This is a genomic window from Enterobacter quasiroggenkampii (genome assembly GCF_043972695.1).
Classification (GTDB): Bacteria; Pseudomonadota; Gammaproteobacteria; order Enterobacterales; family Enterobacteriaceae; genus Enterobacter; species Enterobacter quasiroggenkampii.
The window spans coordinates 4,185,926-4,197,939 of the sequence record NZ_CP143745.1; the positions used below are offsets into that span (position 1 = coordinate 4,185,926).

The window sequence follows — 12,014 nt, forward strand, 5'->3', positions numbered from 1 at the left end:
ATCCAGGACTTTACTGTATATAAAACCAGTTTATACTGTATGAAAACACAGTTATGGTTTTTCATACAGGAAAACAATTATGCTGGCACAACTGACCATCAGCAACTTTGCCATTGTTCGTGAGCTTGAGATCGATTTCCACAGCGGCATGACGGCGATCACCGGGGAAACCGGTGCGGGTAAATCCATTGCCATTGATGCCCTCGGCTTGTGCCTTGGCGGCCGCGCCGAGGGCGACATGGTGCGCATGGGCGCAAACCGTGCCGACCTGTGCGCCCGCTTCTCCCTGAAAGACACCCCTGCAGCTCAGCGCTGGCTGGAGCAGAATCAGCTTGAAGATGGACGTGAGTGTTTACTTCGCCGCGTGATCAGCAGCGACGGCCGCTCACGCGGCTTTATCAACGGCACGGCAGTCCCGCTCTCCCAGCTTCGTGAACTCGGTCAGTTGCTTATCCAGATCCACGGTCAGCACGCGCATCAGCAACTCGTTAAACCCGAACAGCAGAAAGCGCTGCTGGATGGCTATGCGGGTGAGTACGCGCTTACTCAGCTTATGGCGGAGCACTATCGCCAGTGGCATCAGAGCTGCCGCGAGCTTGCTCAGCACCAACAGCAAAGCCAGGAGCGCGCCGCCCGTGCGGAGCTGCTGGAATACCAGCTCAAAGAGCTGAACGAATTTAACCCGCAGGCGGGTGAGTTTGAGCAAATCGACGAAGAGTACAAGCGCCTGGCGAACAGCGGACATCTGCTCTCAACCAGCCAGAATGCGCTCAACCTGCTCGCGGATGGCGAAGACGTGAACCTGCAGAGCCAGCTGTATAACGTCCGTCAGCTGCTTACCGAACTGGTCGGCATGGACAGCAAACTGTCTGGCGTGCTGGATATGCTGGAAGAGGCGGCCATTCAGATTTCTGAAGCCGGTGACGAACTGCGTCACTATTGTGAGCGTCTGGATCTCGACCCGAACCGTCTGTTTGAGCTGGAACAGCGTATCTCCCGTCAGATCTCGCTGGCGCGCAAGCACCACGTTACGCCGGAAGAGCTGCCGGGCTACTATCAGTCTCTGCTGGACGAGCAGCAGCAGCTTGATGATCAGGCTGACTCGCTGGAAACCCTCTCTCTGGCGGTGAGCCTGCATCATGAACAGGCGCTGGCGACGGCGCAAAAGCTGCATGAAATTCGTCAGCACTATGCTCAGGAGTTAAGCCAGCACATTACCGACAGCATGCACACGCTGGCGATGCCGCATGGCGTCTTCACCATTGACGTTCGCTTTGAAGAGAATCACCTGACGGCGGAAGGTGCGGATCGCATCGAATTCCGCGTCACCACCAACCCGGGGCAGCCGCTGCAGGCAATCTCCAAAGTGGCCTCCGGCGGTGAACTGTCACGTATTGCGCTGGCGATTCAGGTGATCACCGCGCGTAAAATGGACACCCCGGCGCTGATTTTCGATGAAGTGGATGTCGGCATCAGCGGCCCGACGGCGGCGGTAGTGGGTAAACTGCTGCGCCAGCTCGGCGAATCCACGCAGGTGATGTGTGTCACCCACCTGCCGCAGGTCGCGGGCTGCGGTCATCATCACTTTATCGTCAGCAAAGAAACCGACGGTGAAATGACCGAAACGCACATGAAGCCGCTGGATAAACGTGCGCGTCTACAGGAGCTGGCACGCCTGCTCGGCGGCAGCGAAGTCACACGTAACACGCTCGCGAACGCGAAAGAACTGCTGGCGGCATAAACTTTTTCGGGATCTCAGGGTCATACAGAACAACAAAAACGCCGCCAGACCGGTTTCAAAGTGGGGCAAGGTCTATTATCATCGGCATATTACATATGAGCCGCGTTCTGCTCGGGCCCGAAAAGGAATCAAATCACTATGCGTTGTAAAATGCTGACCGCTGCCGCAGCGGTTCTTCTGATGTTGACCGCAGGCTGTTCCACTCTGGAGAAAGTGGTTTACCGTCCTGACATCAACCAGGGGAACTACCTTACCCCTAACGATGTGTCCAAAATCCGCGTGGGGATGACACAACAGCAGGTCGCTTATGCACTGGGAACCCCGATGATGTCCGATCCGTTCGGCACTAACACCTGGTTCTATGTATTCCGTCAGAAGCCGGGCCATGAAGATGCGACCCAGCAGACCCTGACGCTGACCTTCAGCAGCGCCGGTGTGTTGACCAACATCGACAACAAGCCTGCCCTGACCAAATAATCCGGTGTCAGAAATGCAAAAAGGTGCTCATTGAGCACCTTTTTTGTTTTGTGTTGATCCCCTCGCCCCTTTGGGGAGAGGGTCAGGGTGAGGGGAAGAAAGCGCTACTTACTGGCCTTCTCCGCGCGCTGACGACGCAACTCTTTCGGGTCGGCAATCAGCGGACGATAAATCTCCACCCGGTCGCCCTCTTTCAGCACATCACCCAGCTTCACCGGACGGCTGTAAATCCCGACCTTATTCTTCGCCAGGTCGATATCGCTGCGAAGCTCAAGTATGCCGGAAGCACGGATGGCCGCCTCAACGGTCGCCCCCTCTTCCAGCGTCACGCGCTGCAGATACTGCTTCTCCGGCAGCGCGTACACCACTTCTACAGCAATCTTATGCGACACTGTAAACCTCTTTGGCGCGGGTGGTGAACGCCTGAACCATATTCGAAGCCAGCTCTTTAAAGATGCGGCCAAACGCCAGCTCAATCAGCTTATTGGTGAACTCGAAGTCCAGATGGAACTCAATGCGGCAGGCGTCAGCGCTCAGCGGCGTAAACTTCCAGCCCCCCATCAGGGTCTTAAAGGGACCATCCACCAGATGCATCAATATACTCTGATTGCTCGTCAGCGTATTACGGGTGGTGAACGTCTTGCTGATCCCCGCTTTGGAGACATCCACCGCCGCGGTCATCTGCGTCGGGCCGGACTCCAGAACGCGGCTCCCGGTGCATCCCGGAATAAATTCTGGATAAGACTGAACATCGTTCACTAACTGATACATTTGTTCCGCGCTGTAAGGCACAAGCGCAGTACGGCTAATCTGAGGCATAGCATTTCCCATGGTCACACAACGGACAAATAATAACATTTATCACCTGTTAAAAAAACGCTAAGCCTCATCTCGTGCTAAGATAGCGCGTTAGACCTCACAGGACGCAATGAGGTGACTTTTTGAAATCAGATTACCGACGGCTTTACGACACTTATGACGAAGAAAAAAGCACATAAACCAGGCTCGGCGACCATTGCGCTCAACAAGCGTGCTCGCCACGAGTATTTCATTGAAGAAGAATTCGAAGCTGGCCTTGCGTTGCAGGGCTGGGAAGTAAAATCGCTGCGCGCCGGGAAAGCCAACATCGGCGATAGCTACGTGATCCTGAAAGATGGCGAAGCCTTCCTGTTCGGCGCGAATTTTACGCCGCTGACCGTCGCCTCTTCACACTACGTGTGTGATCCAACGCGCACGCGCAAATTGCTGCTGAACAAGCGTGAGCTGGAATCCCTCTACGGACGCATCAACCGCGAAGGTTTCACCGTGGTCGCCCTGTCGCTGTATTGGAAAAACGCCTGGTGCAAAGTGAAAATTGGCGTCGCGAAGGGTAAAAAACAGCACGACAAACGTACTGACCTGAAAGAGCGTGAATGGCAGCTCGACAAAGCGCGCATCATGAAAAACGCAGGACGTTGATTCTGCACACTTATTGTACTATTCAATAAGTTAGCGTTCCGGGCTGGTATCCAGGAAGTGAAATCTGGTATACTTAGTTCAACACTATTGGGGCTGATTCTGGATTCGACGGGATTTGCGAAACCCAAGGTGCATGCCGAGGGGCGGTTTGCCTCGTTAAAAGCCGCAAAAAAATAGTCGCAAACGACGAAAACTACGCTTTAGCAGCTTAATAACCTGCTCTGAGCCCTCTCTCCCTAGCTTCCGCTCTTAAGACGGGGATCAAAGAGAGGTCAAACCCAAAAGAGATCGCGTGGAAGCCCTGCCTGGGGTTGAAGCGTTAAAACTAATCAGGCTAGTTCGTTAGTGGCGTGTCTGTCCGCAGCTGGCGTGCGAATGTAAAGACAAACTAAGCATGTAGTACCGAGGATGTAGAAATTTCGGACGCGGGTTCAACTCCCGCCAGCTCCACCAAAATTCTCCATCGGCGATCACCAGAGTCGACTGATGAAGTCCTGAAAGCCCGCACGGCGCAAGCCCTGCGGGCTTTTTTGTATCCTCAACATGTCCCGCGAAGTCCGTAAAATTTCCCGGCGACACAGCAACTCCACGCCATTAAACATTGTTTTTCTCATGCTCAATAAGCCATTCTTTGCGTGAAATCCCCCCTCCATAACCTGTCATCGCCCCATCTTTTCCAATTATCCTGTGACAGGGGATCACAATCGCAATCCGGTTGGCACCGTTAGCGGCAGCGACGGCGCGCACAGCATTTGGCTTATTAAGCCGTAGTGAAATGGCCTGATAGTGTGAGGTCTGTCCATAGGGAACCGCACGCAACGCATGCCAGACGGATTGTTGAAAATCACTGCCCGGAGCATCTAAAGCCAGATCAAACTGTCGGCGCGTTCCGGCAAAATACTCACCGATCTCTTTTACTGTCTGCCGGGTATGGCTGTTTTCGCCGGTGACGATTCTGGCGTTAAATAAACGCTGAATATCGCGGAATTCTGTTTCTAACATCCGGCGATCGGTAAACTCCAGCAGACAGACTCCCCGCTCTGTCGCGCAGACAAACATCGGTCCAAGCGTCGTGGTAAACCGGTGAATGACTATCACCTGGGTTGCCTGAGTCGGCGCTGCGCCAGTAAGACGCTTGTAGGTATAACCAAAGCCGCTCAGCGATTCATAGCCATTGTCCAGCGCAACGTCAGTCGCCGCTCGTCCGCTTTTCAGCTCCTGCAAGGCAACATTCACCCGCTGCATTCGCTGGAAAGCCTGAAAAGTGATGCCGTGATGTTGCAGGAACCAGCGCCTTACCCGCTCCGGGCTGATGCCATGCTGACGAAGCTCCGCGTCTGCTACACGGGATTTAATATCGCGCCTGACAAGCGCAAGCGCCTGCTCAACGAATAATGGCGCGCTGTGCGCATTTTCCGCAGGTCTGCAGACTTTACAGGGACGAAAGCCGTCCGCCAGGGCAGATTTGGCATCTTTATAAAATTCGACATTTTCGCGCTTGGGCTTTCGCGCCCGGCATACCGAAATGCAGAATACGCCAGTGGTTTTGACGCCAACAAAAAACACGCCAGTGTAATCTGAAGCACGTTCAAGTAATGCCTGATACCAGATATCACACAGATTTTTATCGGTTATTTTCATCACCAAAAAGTCCTTCAAACGTCTGACGAGATCGGATCGCATGCATGACATCAGTCAGCGTTGACTGCATCGCTGAATGAACAAAATTGCCCATTGAAATACGGCTTACCCCTGCCCGTTTCAGCCTGTCGAATGACGGAAGATCGGGCATACACATGACATTCAAAGGCAACCCCGTTGCCTCTACAATGAGGCTGATGTCTTTCTCTGACGTCAGGCAGGGAACAAAAAGGCCGTCAGCACCTGCAGCTTTGTAGCGTTGACCCCGTAATATCGTCTCCTGCAACGCGTCTTCATGCCCGAGCAGGTAAGTGTCAGTCCGGATGTTCAGAAACAGGCTGTAATTTTCGCTTCTCAGCGTATCGCATACTGTTCTCAGGTTACGGGAAAAATCAGAGGCATCCTCAAGCTGACGAACCCCGTTTATGACTCGGCTGTCTTCGAGGTTAACGCCTGCGACGCCTGTCTGAGCAAGGCGCCGCAGATTGTCTGCTATCTCTTCGGCTGAATCACCATACCCTGCTTCCATGTCAACGCTCAATGGCAGGCTGCTGGCAGCCCGGATCCGGGTGACCATATAAAATAACTCATCAAACGGCACTCCCTGCCCGTCGTCATATCCCAGTGTGGACGCTATAGCTGCACTGGACGTTCCCAGAACCTGGTAGCCTGCTTTTTGCGCTGCGACAGCACTGGCGGCATCCCAGACGTTGGCGATAAGAAGAGGCTCATGCTGATAGTGGCGCTCTGCAAAGTTCATATTCATATCCTCTCGATAGATTGAAAATGAATCTAAGCACTCAGGAAGAACCTCACAACCGAAATTCAGACGACCATTTTTTAGCAAACGTCGTCTGAACATGGGTGCGGAACAGATCAAACCTTTTAAGGTCAGGTTCTGGCTTCGAGCATGGCAATAACCGCCCAACGTGCCGCATCGTCTGCGATATTTTCCGGCAGCGAATCAGCCCGCAGAGTGATATAAGCATCAACAGCCTTTCTGATGGCCATGCTAACGGAATCACGATCGTGCGTTGCCAGCGTCGAAGTCAGCAGGGCATCAGGATCAATGCTGAGGAATTCGATGCGGCGAACCCCACGTTGCGGTAGATTTGCTCGACGGTATAGCATCGGCCCCAGCACTTGCTCCCGGAAGAATGCCAGCATGCCTATCGCTTCAAAGAGTTCTCCCCTTTCCAGCTTCACGACCGCGTAATGAAGCCAGATCCAGGCTCGGGACTCAAACCACTCCGGCGTCATGTTGGGCCAGTGAGCGCTAAATTTTGCCAGCTGGCGCTCCAGAGCCAGGTTATCACGGGTAAATAACACCGCTGGCTCCTCAACGCGTTGAGTGAGCATTTCGAGGGTGACAAATTTCAGATCGACATGAAGAAGTTCGGGGCCATACAGGCAGATAAGCAGACGAGGCTCTCCCACATGTTCCCCGGTGAAAGCATGGAGCAGGTGACCCAATGTTCCGGCGAACACAATACGCTGAGCCATGATTTCGTCATAATAGAGAGGGTCTACCACAACGACAAAATCGAGATCGGAGTATTTATCGAACCCGCCATGAACAAGCGAGCCGCCAGCGAGAAGGGAGTGAATCCGCGAATCAGCCTGAAATTTAAGCTTGAGTTGCTCTGCAAAACTTCTGTGTAAATCGGGTAACGTACTAAGCATACTTTTTCCTATTCACAAAAAAGACAAAGCATTACAGAGTATCGCGCTGTTTATAGGCAGGCCAGATATTTTTTGCAGGAACAATAATGTCCTGAGAGGGTTCTCCCGATGCGTTATATTGCCCTGTAAACTCGGAGAAATTTCTTACCATCGTCGATTACTCGGATATCTGACTAACATAGTCGTACCAGTAAAGGTAACAAAGCAGTCCTTATGAGATTATGACACGGTCCTCTGCGTAGCCCTTGCTCTGCAAGAACATATGCAAACGAGTAAACATTGTTATATGCTTTTGGCCGGTGCTGGCATAACGCGTTCATGAGGATATATATGGACATTTCACTGCTTACAGGACAACAGACAAACGCATGGTCAGCGACCATGATTAATCTGGAAGCACGTAAACTCATTAATACCGCAAATAGGGTAGCTGCTGACCATCTCAAAGATGGGCTCACCAGAATTCAGTTTATGGAAGACATTAAGTCTTTTATCACTGAGCAATTTTCTCTTGCCCGCAGAGCGACATCCGACGAAGAAGGGATTTCCTATATAAAAAATCTCAGGGCAGAGAACGAAAATCTTCTTGAACAAGATCGCCTGCTCAGAACGAAAGCAGCGCAGCTTTATGCAAGGGTTGAGTTCATTAAGGAAAACAATAAAATTGTTGGCTATGTCATTTCCGCTGTACAGGTTGTTTTTGCTGGGTTACAAGCCGCAGGTGGATTACTCCTTGCGAGCTCGATGACGCCTGTCGGTGTGTTGTTAGGTGCCACACTGGTGATTGATGCGGCTAATACCGTATCCAGAGAAGTGAATAATCAATTACTGAACAAACCTGATTCGCAGGGATTTGTTGCTGACACAGCAATGTCGGTTGCAGAGTTTATGGGATTTCGCGGTGAGACTGGTCTGGCTGCGTATAAAACGGTAAGCCTTGCTGCAAATGCGTACAGCGTATTCGGCTTACTTCGCAAACCGGGTTCCTGGCGTCTTTTTTATTTTATGCGCTCAGATTTTTACAGAAAAATGGACTCTATGAGTCGGCCAAAACTCACCATGAAAATCATCGGATATGGCATAAACGCAAAAATTGTTTTTGACTTGCTGTCTATTGATAATAATCCTGCTTAAAACGCCAGGCTTTATACGTTAATTTGAGGGGAGTCATCCAACAGAAGATACCAAAGATAAACACTACAGCAATGCCTGATGAGATGATATTTTCTCGGGAAGCAAAGCATACCGCCAGGATGAACAGAACCGTAAGTCCGACGGAAAGAATGATTGTCCCTTTAAACCGATTTGAAAGCGCAGGAAGCAAAATATCCAGCGTCGAATGCTGAGTATCCACATAACGTTTAAGCTTTTGCAGCTCTTCTTTTGTGAAACCCGACCTAAGCAACGCTTCTTCTGTTATCGCCATGACATTCCTCTCCTTCTAATCAGAGCAAGTATACCGTGATCTTTGCAAAAAAAAACCGACCTACGGGCCAGTAGTTGATATTGTTAACCCCATGACATTGACAAATATCAACACCCTCTTCCTCCCTCCTGTGCAAAATTACCCACACCACCCCGCGCTACGGAATAGCCGCTTAACCCGGAAGGAACGCCACCATGTACAGACCCATAACCGTCATCATATTCATTCTTCTGACGCTCGACGCCCTCGCGGAAATAGGCGTTTTATCCTTTGGATAATCCTCAGGCTAAATACCTCTCATCAGGGCATGTTGATCTCATTACAGTTTTTTCCTAAAGCCATCCCGTTTCGCCTGTGCCATGCTGAATCACGCTCATAACCGATAACGTTAAATGAGGATATTATGAAAAAAACAATTATCGCATTATCTGCCGTTCTGCTGGCTTCCCCAGTATTTGCTGCGACCACACATGCAACTGACGATACCGTCGCGGCGGCGAACGCAAACGCCAACGAGGCGAAGCAAAAACTGCACGAAGAGCAGAACAAAGGTGAAGAGCTGAAGCTGAAACAGAAGCATGCTGCGGAAGGCAAGAGCGAGAGCCTGGGCAGCAAGGTCAGCGAAGATTCCCAGAAAGCCTGGCATAAAACCAAAGAAGGCACCGAGAAAGGGTGGGATGCCACCAAAGAAGGCGCTGAGAAAGGCTGGAACAAAACCAAAGAAGGTGCCAGCGAGCTGGAAAAGAAAGTCACTGAGTAATTAGTTATACTCACGAAAAGGTCGCGCTTGCGGCCTTTTTTATTTCTTCGAATATAATTAGCACCTCAGGCGTTTACGCAGTGCGCACTTATCGGAGAAACCACTATGTACCGCCTTTTGGCCTTTCTGACCGTTCTGCTGTTGTGCCCTTCCCTGCATGCTGCCCCGAAAAGCTACCTTATCGACTCTGATAACACCGCCATTCGGCTCTCGTGGCATGCCTTCGGCGGCATCCTCTCCTGGGCAACGTTCAGCGGCGTAACGGGTGCCGTGACGCTCAATCCGGATAACGACGTTGACGACCACATCCACGTCACCATTCCTGTGGCAACCCTGGTGGCCTCAAACAAGCTGCTCACCTGGCAATTAAAAAGCGACATGTTTTTTGATGCGGAGCACTACCCGACCATCGAGTTCATCAGCTCTCGCGTGGTCGCCCAGGGCGCCGGACGGTTCAGGGTGTTCGGCACGCTGACCGTACGAAACATTGCCCGGCCGGTGATCCTGGAGGCCGTGCTGAAAGACCCGCATGCGCAGGCCCCCACGCTGGACGCCACCACGGCGATCTCGCGCGCGTCCTATGGGATGGATAAGTTTGCCCTGGTCGTGGACGATCGTATTGCCATCGCCATTGCGATTCAGACGAACCAGGTGCCATCACCCTGAGATCAGGCGCTGTAGCTGCTCCGCGTGTTGCCGCAGATAGGACGGCGGGTTGCGGCCAATCAGGACAAACTGGTAGCCCGCTTCCAGCCACCACGCCAGGTTCATGCTGTGCCGCTGCTCCTGTTGGAGCGAGGCCGTCGTCTTCTCATCAACAGGCGAAATACAGAGGGCCATCGGGCCGTAGTCGGGGTTGATCCAGGCAATCTGCGCGATAGACGTCGTTTCATAGCGCAGCATGCGCACCATTTTAAGCTCTGCCCCCTGCAGGGTAAGCTGCGACAGGTTTAGCCTCATGCCGATGTCCTGCGCGGCCCGTTCCAGCCCGCGCTGCAGGACCGGCGTTGCGCTGTCCATATCCAGCAGCGTCTCGACGCTGTACAGGGACATATATTGCGCTTCGAGGTCGCGGATATGGGCGTTCTCATCCTCTGGGCCAGCAGCAGGCCGCAGCAGGTAGCCCAGCCCGGAGCCGACCAGCAAGAAACTGACCGAGGCGGCGATCAGCGCCCGTCGGCTGACGCCAGTCGGCGTGGCGGACTGCGGGTCGGGAAGTGCCGCAAGACGCGCCTGCATCGTCTCAAGAGGCGCGTCATCCAGCAGGGAAGCAAACGCCCCGGCGTAATCCTGGCTGCTTTTCATCAGTTCATCGGTTCGTCCGGCGAGGCGTTCGTCACGCTTTAACTGTTCTTCAAACTGCTGCGCGTCGGCGCGGCACATCTCGCCATCTATCCAGGCCACGATGGCGTCGTCGTTATAGGGCGGTGTAAAACGGTGCGCGTTCAAGAGCGGTTCTCCTTTACCGGAGGGAGTGCGTCAGCGGATCTGGCAAGCCGAGCCCGCGCCGTCGCCAGCCGGCTCATCACGGTACCGATCGGCACCGCCAGGGTCTCCGCCGCCTCCTGGTAGGTAAAGCCTTCGACATAAACCAAAAATACCGCGTTGCGCTGGGCTTCAGGCAGCGCGTTAACGCGCTGCATTACCTGAAGGTAATGCAGGCGCGTCTCATTCTGTTCGTGGGTGTCCGGCGCCAGCAGCTCGTCGCTGGGAACAAATCCCTGCCCCTGTCGAACGTGTCGTGCCCGAAGCTCAGAGATCCAGATGGAGTGCAGGATCGTGAACAGCCACCTGTCGATGCGCGTGCCCGGCGTATACTGGCTGCTTCTTTCAAGCGCACGCACGCAGGTGGACTGAACCAGCTCTTCGGCGATATCCCTGTTTCGCGACAGCACCAGCCCATAGCGCCAGAGACGCGGCAGGAGTGCGGCGAGCTGTTGACGAACCTCACGGGTTGCGATGGGTTTTCCCTCCACGAGATAATCAGGATTCCGGGTGTCCATTGATGGCGGCCTGCAGGTCACGGTACTCCTCGCAGGACTGGCCACAGATACCGGCAATCACCTTCAGCTGTTCTTTCGCGAGGTCCGGGCGTCCTTTCACCATCCATGCTTCACCGAGATACTCCCGGGCTTTGGCATAATCCGGCGCGATAGCCAGCGCGCGCTGGTAGTAACCAATCCCTTCGTCCGTGCGGCCCAATTTGCGCGTGGCGAACCCGCGATAGTTCCACGCTTCAGCCGTATTGCCATTTTTCAGCGAATCAAGCAGATTCAGCGCCGCCTGGTACTCCCCTTTCTTCGCGAGATGGTACGCGTAGTTGGTTTTGTCCTGGTCGCTGAGGCTGCTGCTCTTGTCCGGCACGCATTTCTGCGTGGCGCTGTCATACACCTGTCCGGAAGGACAATCAGGCGTTTTGCTCTCGGTACTATTATTGCCCATGGCCAGCGCCAGTGGAGACAGCAGGGAAAAAATCAGCACCGGGATCAAACGAAACGAGGTCGTGTTCATACAAAACTCCAGGGTAAATGGGGAGTGACGTCAGTAAACGTCCGGCTGACGATTTTTATTCATTCTTCGGTGAATTTTTTTTCTGTCCTGAAGTCCTGCCCGCGCCTCAGTCGGAAAGAAAATAAATCAGCTTATTTTCTCTTTGCTTACCCGTTATTATTGCTTACGCGTGATAGCAGAGTTTTAACCCTGTACAAGAATATATTTCATTACCTCAATGACATAATATATCTTACATCAAAAACGTTACCCTAACTTAAACACACGTTAAGCCCGCTTAAACAATAACGCTTAACATGTTATTTAAAATGCTCCCT

Annotated in this window: 15 protein-coding genes and 1 other RNA gene; 7 read left to right on the forward strand and 9 right to left on the reverse strand. The window is 52.9% G+C overall.

Features of this window, described 5'->3' with window-relative positions; all coding sequences use genetic code 11:
* Nucleotides 1-79: 79 nt before the first annotated feature.
* Both recN and bamE read left to right on the forward strand, forming a co-directional pair.
* Nucleotides 80-1,741 carry a DNA repair protein RecN gene (gene recN, locus V1572_RS19935; protein WP_048029282.1) on the forward strand — a complete coding sequence of 554 codons (1,662 nt, stop codon included), beginning with the start codon at nt 80-82 and terminating at the stop codon, nt 1,739-1,741.
* Between the two features lie 138 nt (nt 1,742-1,879).
* Nucleotides 1,880-2,218 (forward strand): outer membrane protein assembly factor BamE, encoded by a 339-nt coding sequence (gene bamE / locus V1572_RS19940; protein ID WP_008502502.1) that lies wholly within the window; start codon nt 1,880-1,882, stop codon nt 2,216-2,218.
* 104 nt (nt 2,219-2,322) lie between these two features.
* Here bamE and V1572_RS19945 read toward each other — a convergent pair whose 3' ends face one another.
* Nucleotides 2,323-2,610: an RnfH family protein gene (locus V1572_RS19945; protein ID WP_008502503.1), complete on the reverse strand. Its 288-nt coding sequence runs from the start codon at nt 2,608-2,610 to the stop codon at nt 2,323-2,325.
* Entirely contained in the window at nt 2,600-3,037 is a 438-nt protein-coding gene (locus V1572_RS19950) for a type II toxin-antitoxin system RatA family toxin (RefSeq protein WP_014832955.1), read from the reverse strand. The genes V1572_RS19945 and V1572_RS19950 overlap by 11 nt, the downstream gene beginning before the upstream one ends.
* Nucleotides 3,038-3,193: 156 nt before the next feature.
* Between V1572_RS19950 and smpB the strand changes: the two genes are divergently transcribed.
* Nucleotides 3,194-3,676 (forward strand): SsrA-binding protein SmpB, encoded by a 483-nt coding sequence (gene smpB / locus V1572_RS19955; protein ID WP_024908331.1) that lies wholly within the window; start codon nt 3,194-3,196, stop codon nt 3,674-3,676.
* Nucleotides 3,677-3,765: 89 nt separating this feature from the next.
* Nucleotides 3,766-4,129, forward strand: a transfer-messenger RNA (tmRNA) gene (ssrA, locus tag V1572_RS19960).
* 141 nt (nt 4,130-4,270) lie between these two features.
* On the opposite strand, the gene V1572_RS19965 is transcribed toward ssrA, so the two are convergent.
* The 3 genes from V1572_RS19965 to V1572_RS19975 form a co-directional block, all read right to left on the reverse strand.
* Nucleotides 4,271-5,317 (reverse strand): bifunctional transcriptional activator/DNA repair enzyme AdaA, encoded by a 1,047-nt coding sequence (locus V1572_RS19965; RefSeq protein ID WP_045909266.1) that lies wholly within the window; start codon nt 5,315-5,317, stop codon nt 4,271-4,273.
* Entirely contained in the window at nt 5,301-6,077 is a 777-nt protein-coding gene (locus V1572_RS19970) for an isocitrate lyase/phosphoenolpyruvate mutase family protein (protein WP_395299518.1), read from the reverse strand. The genes V1572_RS19965 and V1572_RS19970 overlap by 17 nt, the downstream gene beginning before the upstream one ends.
* A gap of 131 nt (nt 6,078-6,208) precedes the next feature.
* Complete coding sequence (locus V1572_RS19975; RefSeq protein ID WP_395299519.1) at nt 6,209-7,000, reverse strand: nucleotidyltransferase domain-containing protein; 792 nt, start codon at nt 6,998-7,000, stop codon at nt 6,209-6,211.
* 330 nt (nt 7,001-7,330) lie between these two features.
* Between V1572_RS19975 and V1572_RS19980 the strand changes: the two genes are divergently transcribed.
* Nucleotides 7,331-8,134: a DUF4225 domain-containing protein gene (locus tag V1572_RS19980; RefSeq protein WP_048226669.1), complete on the forward strand. Its 804-nt coding sequence runs from the start codon at nt 7,331-7,333 to the stop codon at nt 8,132-8,134.
* Here V1572_RS19980 and V1572_RS19985 read toward each other — a convergent pair.
* Nucleotides 8,112-8,426, reverse strand: a complete 315-nt coding sequence (locus V1572_RS19985; RefSeq protein WP_395299520.1) for a hypothetical protein — start codon at nt 8,424-8,426, stop codon at nt 8,112-8,114. The two genes, V1572_RS19980 and V1572_RS19985, sit on opposite strands and share 23 nt — an antisense overlap.
* Nucleotides 8,427-8,829: 403 nt before the next feature.
* Here V1572_RS19985 and V1572_RS19990 point away from each other — a divergent pair, with 403 nt between their 5' ends.
* A complete protein-coding gene (locus tag V1572_RS19990; protein ID WP_023333137.1) occupies nt 8,830-9,186 on the forward strand; it encodes a hypothetical protein in 357 nt (118 codons plus the stop codon).
* A 105-nt stretch (nt 9,187-9,291) separates the two neighbouring features.
* Nucleotides 9,292-9,852, forward strand: coding sequence for a YceI family protein (locus V1572_RS19995; protein ID WP_395299521.1), 561 nt, complete (start codon nt 9,292-9,294; stop codon nt 9,850-9,852).
* On the opposite strand, the gene V1572_RS20000 is transcribed toward V1572_RS19995, so the two are convergent.
* From V1572_RS20000 to V1572_RS20010, 3 genes are read right to left on the reverse strand one after another with little or no spacing between them, the layout of a single operon-like run.
* The gene (locus tag V1572_RS20000) at nt 9,844-10,635 is read right to left on the reverse strand and encodes an anti-sigma factor family protein (protein WP_395299522.1); all 792 of its coding nucleotides are present in this window, start codon (nt 10,633-10,635) and stop codon (nt 9,844-9,846) included. The two genes, V1572_RS19995 and V1572_RS20000, sit on opposite strands and share 9 nt — an antisense overlap.
* Complete coding sequence (locus V1572_RS20005) at nt 10,632-11,189, reverse strand: sigma-70 family RNA polymerase sigma factor (protein WP_395299523.1); 558 nt, start codon at nt 11,187-11,189, stop codon at nt 10,632-10,634. Before V1572_RS20005 ends, V1572_RS20000 begins: the two co-directional genes overlap by 4 nt.
* Nucleotides 11,170-11,697, reverse strand: a complete 528-nt coding sequence (locus tag V1572_RS20010; protein WP_023294382.1) for a tetratricopeptide repeat protein — start codon at nt 11,695-11,697, stop codon at nt 11,170-11,172. The genes V1572_RS20005 and V1572_RS20010 overlap by 20 nt, the downstream gene beginning before the upstream one ends.
* Nucleotides 11,698-12,014: the final 317 nt, after the last annotated feature.

Coding starts and splice junctions, on each gene's coding strand:
- V1572_RS19965 (WP_045909266.1), bottom strand. CDS start 5,317: ATGAAAATAACCGATAAAAATCTGTGTGATATCTGGTATCAGGCATTA.
- V1572_RS19950 (WP_014832955.1), bottom strand. CDS start 3,037: ATGCCTCAGATTAGCCGTACTGCGCTTGTGCCTTACAGCGCGGAACAA.
- V1572_RS19985 (WP_395299520.1), bottom strand. CDS start 8,426: ATGGCGATAACAGAAGAAGCGTTGCTTAGGTCGGGTTTCACAAAAGAA.
- V1572_RS20005 (WP_395299523.1), bottom strand. CDS start 11,189: ATGGACACCCGGAATCCTGATTATCTCGTGGAGGGAAAACCCATCGCA.
- V1572_RS19970 (WP_395299518.1), bottom strand. CDS start 6,077: ATGAACTTTGCAGAGCGCCACTATCAGCATGAGCCTCTTCTTATCGCC.
- V1572_RS20010 (WP_023294382.1), bottom strand. CDS start 11,697: ATGAACACGACCTCGTTTCGTTTGATCCCGGTGCTGATTTTTTCCCTG.
- V1572_RS19980 (WP_048226669.1), top strand. CDS start 7,331: ATGGACATTTCACTGCTTACAGGACAACAGACAAACGCATGGTCAGCG.
- V1572_RS19990 (WP_023333137.1), top strand. CDS start 8,830: ATGAAAAAAACAATTATCGCATTATCTGCCGTTCTGCTGGCTTCCCCA.
- V1572_RS19975 (WP_395299519.1), bottom strand. CDS start 7,000: ATGCTTAGTACGTTACCCGATTTACACAGAAGTTTTGCAGAGCAACTC.
- recN (WP_048029282.1), top strand. CDS start 80: ATGCTGGCACAACTGACCATCAGCAACTTTGCCATTGTTCGTGAGCTT.
- bamE (WP_008502502.1), top strand. CDS start 1,880: ATGCGTTGTAAAATGCTGACCGCTGCCGCAGCGGTTCTTCTGATGTTG.
- smpB (WP_024908331.1), top strand. CDS start 3,194: ATGACGAAGAAAAAAGCACATAAACCAGGCTCGGCGACCATTGCGCTC.
- V1572_RS19995 (WP_395299521.1), top strand. CDS start 9,292: ATGTACCGCCTTTTGGCCTTTCTGACCGTTCTGCTGTTGTGCCCTTCC.